The organism is Pseudomonas sp. GM74 (assembly GCF_000282455.1).
In the GTDB taxonomy this organism is placed as follows: domain Bacteria; phylum Pseudomonadota; class Gammaproteobacteria; order Pseudomonadales; family Pseudomonadaceae; genus Aquipseudomonas.
Window position 1 is genome coordinate 19,579 of sequence record NZ_AKJG01000099.1, and the last position, 19,269, is coordinate 38,847.

The following is a 19,269-nucleotide window of genomic DNA, read 5'->3' on the forward strand; positions in this document are numbered from 1 at the left end:
CACAAGGGAGCATCACCCTGATGAATGTAAGTCCAACCTACCGCTCGCGTTTGCAGGTCGTCACGCTGCTGATGCTGGCCACGTTGCTGACCGCCTGCGGCATCAACAACATCCCCACCCTGGACGAACAGGCCAAGGCCGCCTGGGGCCAGGTGCAGAACCAGTATCAGCGGCGCGCCGACCTGATTCCCAACCTGGTGGAAACCGTCAAGGGCTATGCGGCCCACGAGCAGGAAACCCTGACCGCCGTCATCGAGGCCCGGGCCAAGGCCACGTCGATCCAGGTGGATGCCTCGACCCTGGATGACCCGGAAAAGCTCAAGCAGTACCAACAGGCCCAGGACCAGCTCAGCGGTGCCTTGAGCCGTTTGATGGTGGTCTCCGAACGTTATCCGGACTTGAAGGCCAATCAGAACTTCCTCGCCCTGCAATCGCAGCTTGAAGGCACCGAGAACCGCATCAGCGTGGCCCGGCGCGATTTCATCCTCGCGGTGCAGAAGTACAACACCGAGATCCGCACGTTCCCCGGTCGCCTGTGGCACACCGTGATGTACAGCGACCTGCCGATGCGTGAGACCTTCGAAGCCACGCCGGGTTCGGAAAAAGCCCCCGAGGTCAAATTCTGAAAAGCGCTCATCGGCGTCACCACGCAAGAGGTTGTCCATGGGCGCCTTGAAAACAGGCCTGTTGCTGATGTTATGGGTGGTGGCGATCGCTGCCCGGGCCGAACTGAGCTTCCCGGCGCTGACCGGGCGGGTGGTCGACAATGCTCAAATGATCGAGCCATCGGTGCGCCAGCAGCTCAGCCAACAACTTCAGGCCCATGAGCAAGCCACCGGCGAACAGCTTGTGGTCGTGACGTTGCCGGATTTGCAAGGCACCGACATCGCCGATTTCGGTTACCAGCTCGGCCGCCACTGGGGCATCGGGCAGAAGGACAAGAACAACGGCGCCTTGCTGATCATCGCCCGGGACGAGCGCCGGCTGCGCATCGAAGTCGGTTACGGCCTGGAGGACCGCCTGACCGATGCCCAGAGTTCGGTGATCATCAACCAGGTCATCACCCCGGCATTCAAGACCGGCAATTTCAGTAAAGGCATCAGTGACGGCGTGGCGGCGATGCTGGTGGTGCTGGGCGGCAACCCCCTGGACGAACCCTCCACGGCGTATGACTCCAGAGGCGATCCGGGGGACGATTTCATCGCGCGGCATCCCGGTTTGTTCGTGTTTTTGGTGATGTTGCTCATCCTGACTGTTTTTGTGTGCCAGATGCTCGGTATCCTTCCCGCGGGCCGGGGCGGCTCCGGTGGATCCGGGGGCGGCTTTGGCGGTGGTGGATTTGGCGGCGGTGGAGGGGGAGGCTTCAGCGGCGGCGGGGGCAGTTTCGGCGGAGGCGGTTCGTCCGGCGGCTGGTGATAATAAAAACGAGCAGGCACTTCACGACATGGCATTACTGACTGAACACGAACAACGCAAGGTGGCCGAGGCCATTGCCCGGGTCGAGCGCGATACTGACGCCGAACTGGTGACCGTGCTCGCGGCCCGCGCCGACGACTATGCGTACATCCCGTTGCTGTGGGCCAGCCTGCTGGCGCTGCTGGTACCGGGCATCGTGCATTACTTCACCGGTTGGCTGACCCTGCACAGTCTGCTGCTGGTGCAATGGGCCATCTTCATCGTGCTGTGCCTGGTGTTCCGCCTGCCGAAAGTCACCACCCATCTGATCCCGCGCTCGGTGCGCCACTGGCGCGCCTCGAACCTGGCGCGCCGGCAGTTCCTGGAGCAGAACCTGCACCACACCGAGGGCAGCACCGGCGTGCTTATTTTCGTATCCGAGGCCGAGCGTTATGTGGAGATCCTGGTGGATGAAGGGATTTCCAGTCGCCTGGACAACAAGAACTGGGACGCGATCGTCGCGACGTTCACCCAGCAGGTTAAACAGGGGCAGACGCTGCAGGGCTTTGTCAGTTGCGTCGAGGCCTGTGGAGAGTTGCTCAAGGTGCATGTGCCGGTGACCCATGTGCGCAACGAACTGCCCAATCGTCTGGTGGTGCTGGGTTAAGCCGGGGCTTCATCTGCTTTTGTAGTGCGCTGCGATACAGTTCCCAAGCGTTGTCCGCCGGGGAGCTTGTCTTCAACATCTCTCACATGATGCACGCCCTGCGATGGGCGTTCTGTGTAGAGGGAGTTTTAATGAAAACGCAACAATCGCTGAATATCTCAGTGGAGGATTTCCCCGGTAGCGCAATGCTTGCTTCGCCGGTGCAACTGACAGCGAAAGAGACGCAGGCCCTGGAGTGGTGCTTCAAAGGCAAAACGACCTGGGAAATCGCCAGGATTCAGAGTTGCTCGGAATCCACCATCAACTTCCACTTCTCCAATATTCGCCGCAAGTTTGCCGTCAGATCTCGTAACGCTGCCGTTTTAAAGGCGTTGGAGTTGGGGGCCATCACTGTTGAGCCATCGCAGTCGCGAGATAATCCATGAGCCTGACTGATTCGACCTACAACAGTATCAGCGGGCTCATGGTGGGGTTGGGTATTGCGACGTTGCCGGTTATCGATGGAGAAGTCCTGTTCGGTGCGACGCTTGGCGCGTGGCTGGTCACTACCACTCGCGCCAACTTCAAGGCCTGGCAACGTATCGGCTCCTGGCTGTTGTCTGCGGGTGTCGGTTACCTGTTTGCCCCGGTCGCCCGGCCACTGGCGCCTTTTCTGACAGCCGGTGTGACTGCTTTTCTGTGCGCGTTGCTGGTTATTCCCATCAGCATCAAGCTCATGCAGTGGATCGATGGCGCTGGCCTCGGTGACATCCTTCGTCATCTCAGAGGGCGAGGGTAATGACCTTTGAGATGGCGACTCTGGTGTGGGTGACGAGCGTGGCTCACCTGATCAGTGCGTTCAGGCTGGCGTGTTACCAGCGCGACGAACAACATTACAACTGGTGCGACAGGATATTGATCAGTTTGTGTGGCGCAGTGTTTTGCCTTGCCGGCATCGATGTATTGCTGGCATTCCTGCCGGTGAGCCCATGGCATGCAGTGGTGAGTGTTTTTTCATGCGTAATGATTGTTCGCAGTAATGGCAACATTATTGTTTTGTGGCATGCCTTCAAGCATTGAAACGTCGGACTTCAAGTCAGGTTTTGTTCGAGTATCCAAGTGTTGCCAGGATAGCGGCCATTTCCGAAAGTTGCGTTTCCAGATCCCGCAGGCGACGCTTTTCCTCCAATGCGTTTTGTATTGCGCAGCGGTCATTCTCATCTAGCAATCGCCACAGCGAAAGGATGGTGCTTTCCTGCGTTGTTGCCGTTTGCGCAACATTTGCAGGGGCGTTTAGAGGCGTTTGCCGCAGCATCGGCCCCTCGCCCAGCAGCAACCAGTCGAGGGAGATACCACGAGCCTGTGCAATATCTACGCATAATGAGTATGGCGTGCTGTCGCGGCCTTTCCAGCTACTAAGTGTCTGCGGGCTGATCTGTAACGCAGAAGACAAGGATGCGTCAGTTTTTGTGCCCGTAATCTGTTTCAGGCGAGCCAAAACAGCTTGTGATTTTTTGCTACGCAATTTGAGCCTCTTCCTTTTGACATATGCTTTTTGAGTGCTTAACGTATGCGTAATGAGTACTTTTTTTCTTGTAAGTAATCAATCATCAACAGTGAATCAGAAGAATACGATGTCGAAACTTCCTAATGGTATCAGGGTGATTTCCTACGAGCTTGCCTCGTATCTATTACGTGTCCGCCCGTTGCACTTCCTTTTGTCTGGCGGACGTTATTTGCAGCACCGGTCTTTTACGAATTGTGTTTCAAGCAGTATTGCGTTTGATCAATTCGATTACCACCGGATAGCCCAAGGGAAGCAAGTATGAGTACTTACAAGATGGTGTGCCCGCACTGCTTGAGCCGGATGCGCATACGTACCAGCGAAGGACGGCATATTTTCCTGCGGGTGGCGTACCTGCAATGTACGTCGGAGGCCTGTGGCTGGTCGGTGCGGGCCGAGTTCGAAATGACCCATGAGCTTTCCCCCAGTGGCATGCCCAATCCGGCCGTGCACCTGCCGTGCGCCGGACCTGACTTGCGCCGCGCCGCGCGGCCTGTCGCCGAGAGTGCTCCGGCGGTGCAAGTGCAACAGGAGTCTTGAGCATGAAGGAGGTTGGTGAACAGGCCCAATTGAATGAGGAGCTATTGACCTTGGCGCAGGCGTTTCTGGCCCGTCATGAGGGCGAGGGTGTAATTGATGATCAAGTGCTGTTCTGCCGTGCGGTGAGGCATTTGCAGAGTCTGGATATGCCGATGCACCAGGCGGAGCGGCTGGTCGGCCACGCGTACGGATTGCTCAAATCCAGCAACGATCGCCGGCGTCTGGATCTGGATGCAAGTTCCGAAACTGTCGCCGTGGTCACTGATCCGGCCAACGGTCTGACGTGGGCGGTGCCGGTAGGGTTGATCGTCAAGTTCGTCATTAATTCGCCGACCAATCGCAAACTTCGGCTGGTGGGGCCCTGAGGTAGCGACGGTTGGATTCAGGTCCCGATTGGCGGGAACGGGACCTGGCGTAAAATTACCCCGTGCCCAAAACCCTCGTCCCCCCTAAAATACCCGGCATCCCCCCGATTCGTATTGCCGAGGCCGCTTTTCCATGTCCGTCACCGCCACTCCCGCCAGCCTCGTGCCGGATCATCACGCCCAGTTCATCGACCTGCTGCAAGCCAGTCTCGAGCACAACGCGTTCATCAAACTGGTGCTGGCCAAGTACGTGGGCGATGAAACGGACCTGCAGCGGATCATCATCAAGCCCGTGACTGTCAAGGCGCAGCCTTGCCTGTCTTTTGTCTACCGCTACAAGACCCGCGATATCACCAAGAACCTGCCGCTTGTCGAAGGTGTGGCGAACATTGCCGGGCTGCTGCCGGCATCGTTCAAAAATGCGCATTTGTTGTCGTTGACCGACGAAGCCCAGCTCGAATACAGCAAAAAGGGCAAATCATCGCTGTTCAAGAGCCAGCCTCAGCAATTGCGCGAAGTGCCTTCGGCCGAGCACAACCGTGAGAAAAACCGTTTTCTTGACCTGAGCCGGCCGTTTCTCGCCGACCTGGGTGTGACCAACAAGCAGCATGAACTGATCCCGGCGATGTCGCGCAAGTGGAAGCAGATCAACAAGTTCATCGAAGTGTTCAGCCATGCGCTGACCTCGTCCCCCCTGGCGCTGGACAAGCCGGTGCGTGTGGCGGACTTCGGATCGGGCAAGGGCTACCTGACCTTCGCCATCCACGATTACCTGCGCAACACCTTGAAGGCCGAAGGCGAGGTGACCGGCGTCGAACTGCGTGAAGACATGGTCACCCTGTGCAACACCGCCGCCGCCAGGCTTGAACACCCCGGCCTGGTGTTCAAGTGCGGTGATGTGCGCAGCGTGGCGCCGAGCGAGCTGGACGTGATGATCGCCCTGCATGCCTGCGATATCGCCACTGACTATGCGATCCACACCGGCATCCGTTCCGGTGCTTCGATCATCATGTGCTCGCCGTGCTGCCACAAACAGATCCGCCTGCAAATCCAGAGCCCGGCGCTGCTCAAGCCGATGCTGCAATACGGCTTGCACCTGGGCCAGCAGGCCGAGATGGTCACCGACAGTTTGCGCGCGTTGTTCCTTGAGGCCTGCGGCTACGAGACCAAGGTGTTCGAGTTCATTTCGCTGGACCACACCAACAAGAACAAGATGATCCTGGCGGTCAAACGCGCCGAGCCGGTGGACCCGGCCCAGTTGCTGGCGAAGATTCAGGAGCTGAAGGATTTCTATCACATCAGCGAGCATTGCCTGGAAACCCTGTTGCGCTCCGACGGCTACCTCTGATTCTGTGGGAGCGGGCTTGCTCGCGAAGGTGTCGGGTCAGTCGATATCGGTGTTGAATGTGGGGCCGTATTCGCGAGCAAGCCCGCTCCCACACTGGGTTTGACTGCGGTCTTGCGGCCCAGCATCACCGTCACGATGACCCCGCCCGCAAACAGCCAGGTAATCGGCTCCACATGTTCACCGAAGAACAGCGCCGAGAAGGCGATGGTGAAGAAGATCTGCAGCAACTGGATCTGGCTGACCCGGGCAATGCCCCCCATGGCCAGCCCGGCGTACCAGGCGAAGAAGCCGATGAATTGCGAAAACAGCGAGACATAACCGAAGGCCCACCAGGTCTTGGCGGAAATCTCGCCTTGATGTTGTAGTGCCAGATACACCACCGGCCCAATCAGCACCGGTGTCGACAGCACCAGCGCCCAGCAGATCACCTGCCAGCCACCCATCTCCCTGGCCAGTCGGCCTCCCTCGGCATAGCCCAATCCGCCCACTGCAATGGCGCCAAGCATCAGCAAGTCACCGGCCTGAATGCTGCCGGCACCGCTGATCAGTGCATAACCGAGCACCAACGCACTGCCCAATGCGGCGCAGGCCCAGAAGGCTTTCGATGGCCGCTCATGGGACAACCACGCGGCGTACAGCGCCACGCACAGCGGCTGCAAGCCGTTGACCAGCGCACCGTGGGATGCCGGCAAGGTTTGCATGGCCCAGGCCGACAATACCGGGAAACCGAGGATCACCCCGGCCATCACCAGCGTCAGGCCTTTGACCTGCTTCCAGGTCGGCCATTTTTCCCGGTTCCACAGCAACAGCAACGCCGCCGGAACCGCCGCAAACAGTGCCCGGCCCAAGCCGTTGAGCAGTGGGTGGAGTTCCTGCACGACGATCCGCGTGAAGGGCAGGGTGAGGCTGAAGATCACAACGCCGAGCAGGCCCAGGGCCATGCCGGTGTTTTCGCGCGAGGACATGATGGCAACCAGAGTCTTGGGGGGGGGGAAGAGGCCTTTATCTAGCCATAAAGCCGGGGTAAACCGCTGTTACAGCTAGGCACAGACTTATCCGTACAGTTGCGAGTAATGCGAGCAACGCGTAGGAGCTGCCGAAGGCTGCGATCTTTTGATCTTGCTTTTAAATTCGCTGCTAAACAGATCACTGAAGATCAAGATCAAGATCAAGATCAAAAGATCGCAGCCTTCGGCAGCTCCTACGGGGGTCGTGTGTTCGTAGTAGCCGGTTGTTACCCGACCCGCCGGATAAGGACTACCTTGAATACTCCTGCATGCCCACGCATTTTCCAGAGGAGTCCTCCCCATGGCTGCTAAAAAAATTCTGATGCTGGTCGGTGATTACGTCGAAGACTATGAAGTGATGGTGCCGTTCCAGGCGCTGCTGATGGTCGGCCACACGGTGCATGCCGTCTGCCCGGACAAGGCTGCCGGCCAGACCGTGCGCACAGCGATCCATGACTTTGAAGGCGACCAGACCTACAGTGAAAAACCCGGTCACCTGTTTGCCTTGAACTTCGATTTCGCCAAGGTCAACGCCGCCGATTATGACGCCGTGTTGATTCCGGGCGGCCGCGCGCCTGAGTACCTGCGCCTGAACGAAAAAGTCCTGGAGCTGGTGCGTGCATTCGACAAGGCCGGCAAGCCGATCGCTGCTGTGTGCCATGGCGCGCAGTTGCTGGCGGCAGCGGGTGTTCTCGAAGGTCGCGAATGCAGCGCTTATCCGGCCTGCGCTCCGGAGGTGCGTCTGGCTGGCGGTACCTATATCGATATTCCGGTGACGGACGGCCATGTCCAGGGCAATCTGGCCACGGCTCCGGCCTGGCCTGCGCACCCGAACTGGCTGGCCGGTTTCCTGGGGTTGCTGGGTACCAAAATCACGCTGTAACGAGGGACATGTCCATGTGCGAGTTGTACGTCAAAGCCGACCCGATACTGTACGAATCGCGCTCCCGCTCGCTACGCATCTGCGGGGTGGTCACCACCCTGCGGCTGGAGAATCAGTTCTGGGACATCCTCAGCGAAATCGCCGAGGTCGACGGCATGACTACCAATCAGTTGATCGCCAAGCTGTATGAAGAGGTGATGGACTACCGCGGCGAGGTGGTCAATTTCGCTTCGTTCCTGCGGGTGAGTTGTACCCGGTATCTGAGCCAGCGGCGCACGTCGGCGCCGGAGTTGTCGGTGGTGCGGGCAGTGGTGAAGTAGTCAAAACTGCGTCGACCCCTTCGCGGGCAAGCCCGCTCCCACAGGGATTACGCTGAACCTGTGGGAGCGGGCTTGCCCGCGAAGGGGCCGTACAGGCGACAGAAATCCCGGCTTGGTCTTTACTGTGAAGCGCACAACCTCTCAATCGCCAAGGAGAAACAGCATGTCCGGATGGTACGAAGTGAGCAAAAGCAGCAATGGTCAGTTCAGGTTTGTCCTCAAGGCGGCCAACGCCGAGACCATTCTGACCAGCGAGCTGTACACCACCCACGCCGCCGCCGACAAAGGCATTGCCTCGGTCCAGTCCAACAGCCAGCTGGATGAGCGTTACGAGAAGAAAACCACCAAGGATGGCCACCCGTATTTCAACCTCAAGGCCGGCAACCACGAGATCATCGGTAGCAGCGAGGCTTATTCCTCAGATGCCGCCATGGAGAAAGGCATTGCCAGTGTGAAGGCCAACGGCTCGTCCAAGGTGGTCAAGGACAAGACGTTGCCGGTGCTTTGAGATCAACACACATCCCCTGTGGGAGCGGCGGTGCGACGATTCGACTTGCTCGCGAAAGCGTCAGATCGGCCAGTACTAAACTTCGACTGGAACCGATAACTTGGGGCCACCCAGCGCATGACTCTTCGAATCAAAAAACCGCAACTCCACGCCCGTCCCCTCGAACACCTTCGCGTAATGCCGCTTCTGGTGCTGGATGAATGCCTTGCTGCGCGGGTAAATCGAGATCGCCACCACCTGAGGTTTTGCCAGGCGCAAGGCATGGATGATGTGGCTGTCCTGCTGTCCCAGCGCATGGCCGAAGATGCACAGCGCCTGGCCGTGACCGAGTAATTGCTCGTAGCAGAACGACAGGTAGTCCGAACTGCGGATGGTCTTGAGCTTGTCCGCACTCGACCCTTCGTTGACGAACAGCGGCACGTCGTCGAGGGTCTTGATCGTGTTGTTGATGGCGAAATTGCCCAGCAACGTGCCCTCGGTCGACATCAGCTTGCGCGCCGTTCCGTCCTGGTTGCGCACCAGATGCAGACCGCCGTGCAGGTACAGCAACCGGGTTTTATCGGTGGCCGTGTCGCTCAGGTCGAAACCGGGCTCGGCGCCCTGGAACAGATCGGTGATCGCCTCCGGCTGGTGTTGCACCGCCCAGTAGTTGAGCAAGTCGTAATTGGTGGTGAACACAGTCCGGTAACTGGCCAGTTCCTGATTGATGGTAACCAGCGTCGAAGGCACCACCAGCCGCCACGGGATATGCACCGCATGCACGGTATTGATCAGCGCTTCCTTGATCGCGTAGTAGCGATTGCGCGGGGCGGCGGAGCTGACGGCCAGGGCCTTGTTGACCCGGCTGGTGGTTTTCAAGGCGCTCAGTACCTGCTCGAAACTGCGGGTCTGCATGGCATCGAACACGCTCAGCTCGGACGGGCTCAGGGGTTTTTCTTCAACGGTGCGGGCGTTTTCGAACAGCGACTCGTAGCCGAAATCGTCCCACACCGCGCGACTGGCACCGTTACCCACCAGCAAACCACTGAACGAAGCGGTGCTGCGCAAGGCGTTCCAGTCTTCAAGTTGAGCATCGACATCCTGGAAATCGGTCATTGCGGTCTTCGTCTCACGGCAAAAGGTCTGTGGGCGGCGACTTTATCACGACCGGTGCCCGGACCACGGCACGACGCGGGCGAAGAACGCTATGCTGCGACTTCGCCTGAGCCGACTTCGCCGAGTACCCGATGCTGCAAAAAAGCCTGATCCGCCGTCTCGACCTGATCACTCTGCAACTGTTCGTCGCCGTGCATGAAGAGGGCACGCTGACCCGTGCCGCCTCGCGCGAAGCGATTGCCGTCTCGGCGGCGAGCAAGCGCTTGATGGAGCTGGAGGAGGCGCTGGGCATCAGTCTGTTCGTGCGCCAGGCCAAGGGCATGTCCCTGACGCCTGCCGGTGAAACCCTGCTGCACCATGCCCGGCAGATGTTGTTCAACGTCGAGAAAATGGGACTTGAACTGGGGGAACACAGCCACGGTGTGCGCGGTTATGTGCGGATGCTCGCCAACCTGTCGGCGATCATTCAGTTTTTGCCCGAGGACCTGCGGGATTTTTCCGAACGTCACCCACAAGTCAAGACCGACCTCGAAGAGCGCCCCAGCGCCGGGGTGATTCAGGGCGTGCTCGACGGGGTGGCCGACCTCGGGATCTGTTCCATCGACAGCGATATCAAGGGCCTGCACAGCGTGCTGTATCGCCAGGACAAACTGGTGGTGTTGATGCCCCCGCACCATCCATTGGCGAGCCGGTCGGGCGTGGCGTTCGCCGATACGCTGGGCAGTGATTACGTTGGCTTGCATGCCGCCAGTTCGATCAACATGCGTACCCACGCAGCGGCCCGCGAAGCCGGCAAGGTGCTGCGGGTTCGTATTCATGTGCCGGGGTTTGATGCGATGTGCCGCATGGTCCAGGCCAACATGGGTATCGGCATCCTTCCGCAGCGCGCCTTTGAATTGTTTGGCCGGGCACTGGGTTTGCACGCGGTGCCGTTGACGGACGAATGGTCGGACCGGGCGTTGATTCTGGTGGTGCGCGATGAGGCGTTGCTGTCGCCGGTGAGCCGGATGTTGTTTGAGCATTTGCGGGGTTGAACCTGAAAGTTCTTCGCTGACTGTGCCGGCCTCATCGCGAGCAAGCCCGCTCCCACACTGGATCTGTGTAGCGCTGAAAATCCCTGTGGGAGCGGGCTTGCTCGCGAAGGCGGCCATGAGGTCACAGTAATCTCCCCGGGCGTTCGCATTTCGCGAACGCCCGTTGCCAACTGAAGGTTGGATTCCTCAGACACCGCTCCTCTAGTCTTGGCCCATATTCCAAGAACAAGAGGTACCCCGCGATGACTGCCCCCTTGAGTGCGATCAAAGTGATCGAGATCGGCACGCTGATCGCCGCGCCGTTTGCGGCGCGCATGCTGGCCGAGTTCGGCGCCGAGGTGATCAAGATCGAAGCCATGGGCCAGGGCGATCCCCTGCGCAAATGGCGCAAGCTGCATGAAGGCACCTCGCTGTGGTGGTACCTGCAATCGCGCAACAAGAAGTCCCTGGCGCTGAACCTCAAATCCCCCGAAGGCATTGAGCTGGTCAAGCAACTGGCGACCAGCGCCGATGTGCTGATCGAGAACCTGCGCCCCGGCGCCCTGGAAAAACTCGGCCTGGGTTGGGACGTGTTGCACGCGCTCAATCCCAACCTGACGCTGGTGCGGATTTCCGGTTACGGCCAGACCGGTCCGTACCGCGATCGTCCGGGTTTCGGTGCCATCGGCGAAGCCATGGGCGGCATCCGCTACACCACCGGCACCCCCGGTTCGCCACCGGCGCGGGTCGGTGTGAGCCTTGGCGATTCCCTGGCGTCGCTGCACGCGGTGATCGGCGCGCTGATGTCGTTGCTAAGGGTCAAGACCGGGCAGGGCGGTGGGCAGATCGTCGATGTGTCCCTGGCCGAAAGCGTGTTCAACGTCATGGAAAGCCTGGTGCCGGAATACGACATGCTTGGCCATGTGCGTGAACGCAGCGGCGGCGCCTTGCCGGGCATCGCGCCGTCCAATACTTACCTGACGGCCGATGGCGCCTATGTGGTGATTGCCGGCAACAGCGATCCGATCTACAAGCGTCTGATGCAAACCATCGGCCGCGCCGATCTGGCCGAGGCAGCGGAATTCGCCCACAACGACGGGCGTGCAGCCAAGAGCAGCCTGCTCGACGCCGCCATCACCCACTGGACCAGCAGCCTGCCCATCGACGAGGTACTGGCCGCGCTGGAAGCCGCCGAAGTCCCGGCCGGGCGCATTTACTCGGTGGCCGACATCGTCGCCGATCCGCACTACCAGGCGCGGGACATGCTGCTCAATGCCGAGCTGCCCGGTGGCGCCACGGTGAAGATGCCGGGCATCGTGCCAAAACTCTCCGAGACACCTGGCGGCGTGAACTGGTCCGGTCCCGGGCTGGGCCAGCACACCGATGGCATCCTCGCGCAGTTGGGCCTGACCGCGACGGACATCGAACGCCTGAAAGTCGAAGGAGTGGTGCAATGATCACCGATTATTCCGACAGCCTTATCGTGCAGGAAGTGTCCCCGCGGGACGGTTTGCAAATCGAGCCGACCTGGGTTGAAACCGACGACAAGATTGCCCTGATCGATCAATTGTCGCAGGCCGGATTCAGCCGCATCGAAGCCGGTTCGTTCGTGTCGCCCAAGGCCATTCCGGCGCTGCGCGATGGCGAGCTGGTGTTCAAGGGCATCACCCGGCAGCCGGGGGTGATCTACGTCGCGCTGATTCCCAACCTGAAGGGCGCGCAGCGGGCACTGGCGTGCAGCGCCGATGAGCTGAACCTGGTGATGTCCGCCAGCCAGACCCACAACCTGGCGAACATGCGCATGCGCTGTGAAGATTCGTTGGCCGCGTTCGGCGAGATTGTGCAGTACGTCGGCGAAAGCCCCGTGCGACTCAATGGCAGCATCGCCACCACCTTCGGCTGCCCGTTCGAGGGCACGATCGATGAGGACCGCGTACTGCAAATCGTCGAGGTCTATCAGGAGCTCGGCATCCAGGGCGTCACCTTGGCCGACACCACTGGCATGGCCAATCCGCGTCAGGTCGAGCAGCTGGTGCGCCGGGTGCTGCAACGGGTGTCGCCGGCGGACCTGACCCTGCACTTTCACAACACCCGCGGCCTTGGCCTGTGCAACGTGCTGGCCGCCTACGAGGCCGGTGCCCGACGTTTCGACGCAGCCCTCGGCGGCCTTGGCGGCTGCCCGTTTGCGCCGGGAGCGTCGGGAAACATCTGCACCGAGGATCTGGTGAACCTGTGCGATGAAATCGGCATCCACACCGGTATCGATTTGCCGCTGCTGCTGAAACTGTCCCGAGGACTTCCGGCGCTGCTCGGCCATGAAGTGCCGGGCCAATTGGCCAAGGCAGGGCGTAATTGCGACCTGCACCCCGTACCTTCCTGACCCCACCCGCACCCACAGTAAAAAGCACCTCAACCAGATAACAAAAACAATCGGACACCCACGGGAAGTCCGCCTGGAGAAACGCAATGAGCCTTAATGCACTGGAGGCCGGCGCGAGCCCGGCCGTTAGCCACGACGAAGAAAAAGCCCTGGTCAGCAAAGTCGCCTGGCGGCTGATGCCGCTGATCATGGTTTGCTACCTGTTCGCTTTTTTCGACCGCATCAACATCAGCTTCGCCAAGTTTCAGCTACAGGCCGACCTGAGCCTGAGCGATACCGCTTATGGCCTGGGCGCCGGGTTGTTCGTGGTCGGCTATGTGATTTTCGAAGTGCCGAGCAACATGATGCTGTACAAGGTCGGCGCCCGGCGCTGGATCGCCCGGATCATGATGTCCTGGGGCCTGGCCACGGCGGCCATGGTGTTCGTCAACAGCGAATGGCAGTTCTACGTGCTGCGCTTCGTGATTGGTGCGATGGAGGCGGGTTTCGCCCCGGGCGTGCTGTATTACCTGACGTTGTGGTTTCCGCAGCACTATCGCGGGCGCATCACCTCAATGCTGTTCCTTGCATCGGCGTTCGCCGGCCTGGTGGGCGCGCCGTTCTCGGGCCTGGTGCTGCAACACCTCGATGGCGTGCTGCAAATGCGTGGCTGGCACTGGCTGTTCCTGCTCGGTGGCGTGCCGTGTATCGGCCTCGGTTTGCTGGTTCTGACTTTGCTCAAGGACCGCATCGAAGACGCCCATTGGCTGACGTCCTCGGAGAAGACCCTGCTGGCAAGCCGCATCGCCCAGCATGAGCCGCACAAGAGCGGTGGCTCGCTGCTCGCTGCGCTGCGGATTCCGGGCTTTCTGACCTTGGGCCTGATCTACTTCCTGATCCAGGTGGCGTCTTACGGCTTGAATTTCTGGGCGCCGCAACTGATCCGCAGCGCCGGTACTGAAAGCCCGGTGATGATCGGCTTGCTGACAGCCATCCCTTATATCTGCGGTGCCATCAGCATGGTGGTGATCGGACGCCTGTCCGATGCTACTGGCGAGCGACGCAAGTTTGTCGCCGGTCTGGTGGCGGTTGGTGCGGTCGGGTTCTTCAGCGCGGGGATCTTCGCCAGTCACACGACCTTCCTGATTGTCGCGTTGGGCCTGCTCGGTGCCGGGATCATCGCCTCCATCCCGAGCTTCTGGACCCTGCCACCGAAACTGCTGGCCGGTGCCGGCGCGGGCGCTGCCGGCGGGATCGCGGTGATCAACACCCTGGGCCAGTTCGGCGGCATCGTCAGCCCGGTGATGGTCGGCCGGATCAAGGACCTGACCGGCAGCACTACGCCGGCGCTGTATGTCATTGGTGTGTGTGCGCTGATTGCGGTGGCGCTGTTGCTGTGGGGGTTGCCGCAGAAGTTGCGCACCCTCGACAAGGCCTGAAATCTACTTTGCCAGACAGACCGCTTTCGCGAGCAAGCCCGCTCCCACAAGGACCGCGTACTTCCTGTGGAACGGGCTTGCTCGCGAAGGCTGACTGGAAAACACCAGCGTACCGTCGGTTGTCCCCTCAACCCGCCGTCGCCAACCCCTTGGCCGGTGCATCAAAAAATTGAATCAACACCACCCCGGCCATCAACAGCACCACCCCAAACACCTTCGGCAAGGTAACCTGTCGCTCCAGCAACCCAAACCAGCCGAAGTGATCCAGCAACAACGACGCCACCACTTGCCCCGCCAGCGCCAATGCCATGAACCCCGCGGCACCCAGCTTGGGCAGCAGCACCAATGCCAGGGAAATAAAAATCACCCCAAAAGCGCCACCGGCCCATATCCAAAGCGGCGCCTTGCTGATGAATGCCAGTGACGGCAACGGCAAGCGCATCGCCACGATGATCGGCAACAGCACGATAACGCTCACCAGCAACGAGGCGAGCGTCGCCCACAACGGATGGCCCAACCCGCGCCCGAGGTTGACGTTGATCGCGCTCTGAAACGGTACCACCGCCCCGGCGATCATCGCCAACCCCATCAGACCGGCCCAATGCAACGTACTCATGATCGATCTCCAACAGGTTTTGCTGGACTCTAGGGTATTCGTCGCGCAGATTTAAATTCCGATTTGTTATCCAGAACATGCAGCAGATGAATGATCTACGACGCATCGACCTCAATTTGCTGGTAATCCTCGACGCCTTGCTCTGCGAGCAACACGTGACCCGGGCGGCCGAGCGTCTGCACTTGAGCCAGCCAGCGGTCAGTCATGCGCTGGCGCGATTGCGTGACCTGCTTGGCGATCCGCTGCTGGTGCGCGCCGGTGCCGGCCTTGTAGCGACTGCGCGAGCGCTGGAACTGGTGGCGCCGCTGGCCGAAGCCCTGGCCCAGGTGCAAGCGTTGCTGGCGCCGAACGCTTTCGATCCCGCGACCACCCGGCGGACCTTCCGCCTGGCGATGTCCGACTACGGCGCCGCGATTGTCCTGCCGGGACTGATCCGAACCTTGCGCCGCGAAGCGCTGGGTATCGACCTGCAAATCAGCCACGGCAGCCGCGAAAGCATGCTCGAAGGGGTACTCAACGGTGATATTGATGTCGCCGTCGGGGTATTCCCGGAAATGCCCAACGAATTGCGCAGCACACCGCTGTTCGAAGAGCACTATGCCTGCCTGGTGGACCGCAACAGCCTGCCCGCCGATGGTGTCCTCGATCTGCCTGCCTACCTGGCTCGGCCCCATGTGCTGCTGGAGATGCGCGGCAGCGGCACCCCGGAAATCGAGCGGGCGCTGACGGCCTTGCGTGAACGCCGACGTGTTGCCGTCAGCCTGCCGCACTGGAGCGTGGCCCCGCAGCTCATCAGCGGCACCGACCTGATTCTCACCGTCGCGTCCCGGGCCTTGCGCGACATCGATGAGTCGACATTGATCGTCGTGCCACCACCGTTTCAGATTCCGTCGTTCACCTTTGTTTTGGTGTGGCACAAGCGGCGGGGTGGGGATCAGGCGTTGAATTGGTTGAATCAGAGGATTGGGGAGGGGACCCAGCGTTGAAGAGTTTCTGTCGCGATCAGGCAGTCGACAGCTTAAGACCTGATATAGACTGGCCACCATTCACCAGGCAGTTCAAAAGGATTCCCCATGACCCCATCGTTGCTAATGGCCGTGCTTGCCTCGGGTTTTATCTACGGTATTACCCCGGGGCCGGGGGTGCTGGCGGTGTTCGGCATTGGCGCAGCCCATGGGCGGCGGGCCGGGGCGGGGTTTCTGGGGGGGCATTTGCTCGGCGATGTGGTCTGGTGCAGCACGGCGCTGATCGCGATTGTCGGTGCGCGGGAGATCGGCAGTACCGCGTTCGACGTGCTCGGAGTGCTCAGCGGCCTGTACCTGTTCTGGCTCGGCTGGCGTGCGGTGCGCGCCCGACGCAGCAGTGCCGGTGAGCCGCAGGGCCCGGCGCGGCAGCCGTTCTGGCACGGCATTCTGTTTGGCCTGACCAACCCCAAGGCCTATCCGGTGGCGGTGGCGACGTTCACGGCACTGCTGTCGAGCCGCGCGGAACTGCTCAACTGGTCAATGCTGCCGGCGCTGATCGCCCTGAGTTTCGTCGGCGGGTTGCTCGCCTACGCTATTCTCATTGGCGTTGTCGGTGCGCGGCGGGTGCGCAACTTGTACCAGCGTCATGAACTGGCAATCACCCGGTTGTGCGGGGTGATGTTCATCGGTTTCGCCATCAACGCGCTGGTACATGCGTTGCCGGGGCTGATGCCGAACAAGGCATGAATGTGATCACAAGGATGCAAGACTGAAAGGGCAGGGATGATTGTTGAGCGCTGCATTATCGGGACACCCACGCTGAACCATGGAAAACCGGAATTCCGCGCCGCTGGTGAGCTATATCGATCTGTTGCTGGACGCCGTCTGTGCGGTGGATAAACAGGGCCGCTTTGTCTTTGTCAGCGCGGCGTGCGAGCGCATTTTCGGCTACAGAGCCGATGAGATGATCGGCGAGGCGATGATCGACATGGTGCACCCGGGCGATCGTCAGCGCACCCTCGACGCCGCCCGGGAAATCATGGGCGGCGAACCCAAGCTCAACTTCGAAAACCGGTACCTGCGCAAGGATGGCAGTGTGGTGCACATCCTCTGGTCGGCACGCTGGTCCGAGGACGATCAGTTGCGCATCGCGGTTGCTCGCGACATCACCGAACGCAAGCAGGCCGAATCCCGGCAGGCAGCGTTGTATGCGATTTCCGAGGCGGCCCATGCGGCAGAGGATCTGCTGGCGTTGTTCAAACGCATCCACATGATCATCGGCGAATGGCTGCCGGCACTGAATTTTTCCGTGGCGCTGTATGACGAGCACTGCGCTCAGCTGAATTTCCCTTATCACGTCGATGACCACGAGCCACAGCCCGAACAGCCCGGAACCATGACCGGGCGCCTGTGCGTCGAGGTGATTCGCACGGGCCTGCCGATTCTGTTGACCCCGGACCAGTGCCCACCTCCTGCAGGCTTCGAAATGCTGCAGGACGAGCAGAACGCACCCTGTTGGCTGGGTGTGCCGCTAAACTCGCAAAACGGCACCATCGGCGCGTTGATCGTCAAAAGCATTCCGGGCGGCGAGCGTTACACCGAGCAAGACAAGGAACTGCTGCAATACGTCTGCGCTCAGGTCGCGACCGCCATCGAGCGCAAGCAATTGCACGCCCGCCTGCAACACATGGCCCAGTACGACCAACTGACCCAGTTACCCAACCGCGAGCTGCTGCGTGAACGGCTCAAGGCATCGATGCGAGCGGCCCGCGAGGACGGCGGACGCATGGCGCTGTTGTACGTCGACCTCGACCGCTTCAAGCAAGTCAACGACACCCATGGCCACGCGGTCGGCGACATGCTGCTGCAAGCGGTGGCCAACCGGCTCAAGGGCTGTGTGCGGGAAACCGACACCGTGGCCCGCATCGGCGGTGATGAGTTCGTGGTGTTGCTGCACAGCATTCACGCGGCAGACGATACCGACATCGTGGTCGAGAAAGTCCGTCAGGTCCTGGCCCAGCCCCTGCGACTGGACGGGCACAGCCTGAACATCCAGCCAAGTATCGGCGTCGCCCGATACCCCGATCACGGCACCGAAGAGAAGCAATTGTTCCGGCATGCCGACGAGGCGATGTACTGCGCCAAGCGCGAGCATCACCTGCGACCGGTCTGAAAACCCGGGCACCGTTCGTCGTAGTTTCCACGTAATTTTCTAAACCTTTTTGGGCGCGCAAATTCAGATTCTATGCGGGCGTACGCTCGCCGCGACTACCACCAAGAGGAAGAGAATCATGCCTAATTCCAGAAACTCGAACTCAGGGAACTTCGCCAACGATCGAACGAAGGCCTCTGAAGCCGGTCGCAAGGGTGGGAAAACCACTTCCACGACCGTCGATAAAGACCCGACGAAACCCGACATGGGTCGCAAGGGCGGTCAGAAATCCCGTTAAAGGATGCAGGTGGTTTTGATTGAGAGGCGGGGGCGAAAGCTCCCGTTTGAATTTAAAGAGGAGGGCGCGACCATGAACCGGATGGCCACCCGATTATGTAATGCCAGTTTTGCCACGTTACTGGGCCTGTTTGCCAGCAGTGCCTTTGCCCAGTCGCTCGCCGAATTCATCGACGAGGCCTCGGCCAAAGGCATGGCGGATATCGAAGCCAGCCGACTGGCGCACCAGAAGTCCGAATCCAGAGAGGTCAAGGATTACACCATCGTCGTCATCAACGACCGCACTACCGCGAACCAGCACCTGGCGAAAATCGCCAGGCAACTGGATTTGCCGGTGGCCCCACGCGAAGAAATTGTCGAAAAGGCCAAGGCCCTGATGCCACAAGTCATGGACGGGGCGACCTACGACGAGGCCTATACCGCCAGTCAGGTGAAGACCACCCAGGAAGCCATCGATCAGCTGCAGCAGGAAGCACAGACCACCGACGTACCGCAGATCAAGGCGTTCGCCGAAGAAACCCTGCCTAAATTGCAAAATCATCTGCAAATGGCCAAGGCGTTGCAGGCTAAAAGTTGAGCGAAAGGATTGAACACAAACGGCGCGGGGCTTTGATCACGCGCCGTTTTTCTTTTCAGCAATGATCCAGCGGCCTGTAATAAAAAAACGGCTAATCACGCCTGATGCCAGTCAGTTAAGCAATTTCAGCCACGACACCCTTTGTAGCAGCTGCCGAGCCCGCGAGGCTGCGTTCGGCTG

At 60.3% G+C, this 19,269-nt stretch carries 25 protein-coding genes; 21 read left to right on the forward strand and 4 right to left on the reverse strand.

The features are described from left to right. Positions 1-20 precede the first annotated feature (20 nt). From PMI34_RS09105 to PMI34_RS09080, 6 genes are all read left to right on the forward strand, one after another. Positions 21-626 carry a LemA family protein gene (locus PMI34_RS09105; protein ID WP_008051807.1) on the forward strand — a complete coding sequence of 202 codons (606 nt, stop codon included), beginning with the start codon at positions 21-23 and terminating at the stop codon, positions 624-626. A gap of 37 nt (positions 627-663) precedes the next feature. Further along, entirely contained in the window at positions 664-1,416 is a 753-nt protein-coding gene (locus PMI34_RS09100; RefSeq protein ID WP_008051808.1) for a TPM domain-containing protein, read from the forward strand. Between the two features lie 28 nt (positions 1,417-1,444). Then, a complete protein-coding gene (locus tag PMI34_RS09095; protein ID WP_008051810.1) occupies positions 1,445-2,062 on the forward strand; it encodes a TPM domain-containing protein in 618 nt (205 codons plus the stop codon). Between the two features lie 131 nt (positions 2,063-2,193). Then, complete coding sequence (locus PMI34_RS09090) at positions 2,194-2,487, forward strand: helix-turn-helix transcriptional regulator (RefSeq protein WP_008051812.1); 294 nt, start codon at positions 2,194-2,196, stop codon at positions 2,485-2,487. Continuing rightward, positions 2,484-2,840 carry a putative holin gene (locus PMI34_RS09085; protein ID WP_008051813.1) on the forward strand — a complete coding sequence of 119 codons (357 nt, stop codon included), beginning with the start codon at positions 2,484-2,486 and terminating at the stop codon, positions 2,838-2,840. The genes PMI34_RS09090 and PMI34_RS09085 overlap by 4 nt, the downstream gene beginning before the upstream one ends. Then, entirely contained in the window at positions 2,840-3,121 is a 282-nt protein-coding gene (locus PMI34_RS09080) for a phage holin family protein (protein WP_008051815.1), read from the forward strand. Before PMI34_RS09085 ends, PMI34_RS09080 begins: the two co-directional genes overlap by 1 nt. A 16-nt stretch (positions 3,122-3,137) precedes the next feature. Here the strand turns inward: PMI34_RS09080 and PMI34_RS0127420 are convergent, their stop codons facing one another. Beyond that, positions 3,138-3,566: a helix-turn-helix domain-containing protein gene (locus PMI34_RS0127420; RefSeq protein WP_050562106.1), complete on the reverse strand. Its 429-nt coding sequence runs from the start codon at positions 3,564-3,566 to the stop codon at positions 3,138-3,140. Positions 3,567-3,866: 300 nt separating this feature from the next. Here PMI34_RS0127420 and PMI34_RS09075 point away from each other — a divergent pair, with 300 nt between their 5' ends. From PMI34_RS09075 to PMI34_RS09065, 3 genes are all read left to right on the forward strand, one after another. Next, positions 3,867-4,145, forward strand: a complete 279-nt coding sequence (locus PMI34_RS09075; protein ID WP_008051817.1) for an ogr/Delta-like zinc finger family protein — start codon at positions 3,867-3,869, stop codon at positions 4,143-4,145. Positions 4,146-4,147: 2 nt separating this feature from the next. Then, entirely contained in the window at positions 4,148-4,510 is a 363-nt protein-coding gene (locus PMI34_RS09070) for a hypothetical protein (protein WP_008051818.1), read from the forward strand. Between the two features lie 133 nt (positions 4,511-4,643). Continuing rightward, on the forward strand, positions 4,644-5,858 hold the full coding sequence (locus tag PMI34_RS09065) for a class I SAM-dependent methyltransferase (protein ID WP_008051820.1): 1,215 nt from the start codon (positions 4,644-4,646) through the stop codon (positions 5,856-5,858). On the opposite strand, the gene PMI34_RS09060 is transcribed toward PMI34_RS09065, so the two are convergent. Next, positions 5,849-6,823, reverse strand: a complete 975-nt coding sequence (locus tag PMI34_RS09060; protein WP_008051821.1) for a DMT family transporter — start codon at positions 6,821-6,823, stop codon at positions 5,849-5,851. The genes PMI34_RS09065 and PMI34_RS09060 overlap by 10 nt on opposite strands. 343 nt (positions 6,824-7,166) lie before the next feature. On the opposite strand from PMI34_RS09060, the gene PMI34_RS09055 reads away from it, so the two are divergent. The 3 genes from PMI34_RS09055 to PMI34_RS09045 all read left to right on the forward strand — a co-directional run bounded on the left by PMI34_RS09055 (position 7,167) and on the right by PMI34_RS09045 (position 8,576). Beyond that, positions 7,167-7,748 (forward strand): DJ-1/PfpI family protein, encoded by a 582-nt coding sequence (locus PMI34_RS09055; protein ID WP_008051822.1) that lies wholly within the window; start codon positions 7,167-7,169, stop codon positions 7,746-7,748. A gap of 14 nt (positions 7,749-7,762) precedes the next feature. Continuing rightward, positions 7,763-8,068: a ribbon-helix-helix domain-containing protein gene (locus PMI34_RS09050; protein ID WP_008051823.1), complete on the forward strand. Its 306-nt coding sequence runs from the start codon at positions 7,763-7,765 to the stop codon at positions 8,066-8,068. Between the two features lie 163 nt (positions 8,069-8,231). Further along, complete coding sequence (locus PMI34_RS09045) at positions 8,232-8,576, forward strand: YegP family protein (protein WP_008051824.1); 345 nt, start codon at positions 8,232-8,234, stop codon at positions 8,574-8,576. A gap of 75 nt (positions 8,577-8,651) precedes the next feature. Here the strand turns inward: PMI34_RS09045 and PMI34_RS09040 are convergent, their stop codons facing one another. Next, positions 8,652-9,671 (reverse strand): DUF4917 family protein, encoded by a 1,020-nt coding sequence (locus tag PMI34_RS09040; RefSeq protein ID WP_008051826.1) that lies wholly within the window; start codon positions 9,669-9,671, stop codon positions 8,652-8,654. A 131-nt stretch (positions 9,672-9,802) separates the two neighbouring features. Here PMI34_RS09040 and PMI34_RS09035 point away from each other — a divergent pair, with 131 nt between their 5' ends. The 4 genes from PMI34_RS09035 to PMI34_RS09020 all read left to right on the forward strand — a co-directional run bounded on the left by PMI34_RS09035 (position 9,803) and on the right by PMI34_RS09020 (position 14,482). Beyond that, a complete protein-coding gene (locus tag PMI34_RS09035; RefSeq protein ID WP_008051828.1) occupies positions 9,803-10,705 on the forward strand; it encodes a LysR family transcriptional regulator in 903 nt (300 codons plus the stop codon). 242 nt (positions 10,706-10,947) lie between these two features. Further along, the gene (locus PMI34_RS09030) at positions 10,948-12,141 is read left to right on the forward strand and encodes a CaiB/BaiF CoA transferase family protein (protein ID WP_008051829.1); all 1,194 of its coding nucleotides are present in this window, start codon (positions 10,948-10,950) and stop codon (positions 12,139-12,141) included. Next, positions 12,138-13,064: a hydroxymethylglutaryl-CoA lyase gene (locus PMI34_RS09025; protein WP_008051830.1), complete on the forward strand. Its 927-nt coding sequence runs from the start codon at positions 12,138-12,140 to the stop codon at positions 13,062-13,064. Before PMI34_RS09030 ends, PMI34_RS09025 begins: the two co-directional genes overlap by 4 nt. A gap of 86 nt (positions 13,065-13,150) precedes the next feature. Then, positions 13,151-14,482, forward strand: a complete 1,332-nt coding sequence (locus tag PMI34_RS09020; RefSeq protein WP_008051831.1) for an MFS transporter — start codon at positions 13,151-13,153, stop codon at positions 14,480-14,482. Between the two features lie 127 nt (positions 14,483-14,609). Here PMI34_RS09020 and PMI34_RS09015 read toward each other — a convergent pair whose 3' ends face one another. After that, complete coding sequence (locus PMI34_RS09015; RefSeq protein ID WP_008051834.1) at positions 14,610-15,098, reverse strand: DMT family transporter; 489 nt, start codon at positions 15,096-15,098, stop codon at positions 14,610-14,612. 77 nt (positions 15,099-15,175) lie between these two features. Between PMI34_RS09015 and PMI34_RS09010 the strand changes: the two genes are divergently transcribed. The 5 genes from PMI34_RS09010 to PMI34_RS08995 all read left to right on the forward strand — a co-directional run bounded on the left by PMI34_RS09010 (position 15,176) and on the right by PMI34_RS08995 (position 19,089). Beyond that, positions 15,176-16,084, forward strand: coding sequence for a LysR family transcriptional regulator (locus PMI34_RS09010; protein WP_008051835.1), 909 nt, complete (start codon positions 15,176-15,178; stop codon positions 16,082-16,084). Positions 16,085-16,171: 87 nt separating this feature from the next. Further along, positions 16,172-16,810, forward strand: a complete 639-nt coding sequence (locus tag PMI34_RS09005; protein ID WP_008051838.1) for a LysE family translocator — start codon at positions 16,172-16,174, stop codon at positions 16,808-16,810. A gap of 79 nt (positions 16,811-16,889) precedes the next feature. Then, complete coding sequence (locus PMI34_RS09000) at positions 16,890-18,236, forward strand: sensor domain-containing protein (RefSeq protein ID WP_008051839.1); 1,347 nt, start codon at positions 16,890-16,892, stop codon at positions 18,234-18,236. 118 nt (positions 18,237-18,354) lie between these two features. Further along, positions 18,355-18,513 carry a general stress protein gene (locus PMI34_RS28330; protein WP_008051840.1) on the forward strand — a complete coding sequence of 53 codons (159 nt, stop codon included), beginning with the start codon at positions 18,355-18,357 and terminating at the stop codon, positions 18,511-18,513. Positions 18,514-18,585: 72 nt separating this feature from the next. Continuing rightward, positions 18,586-19,089 (forward strand): DUF4142 domain-containing protein, encoded by a 504-nt coding sequence (locus PMI34_RS08995; protein ID WP_008051842.1) that lies wholly within the window; start codon positions 18,586-18,588, stop codon positions 19,087-19,089. The last annotated feature ends 180 nt before the right edge of the window (positions 19,090-19,269 follow it).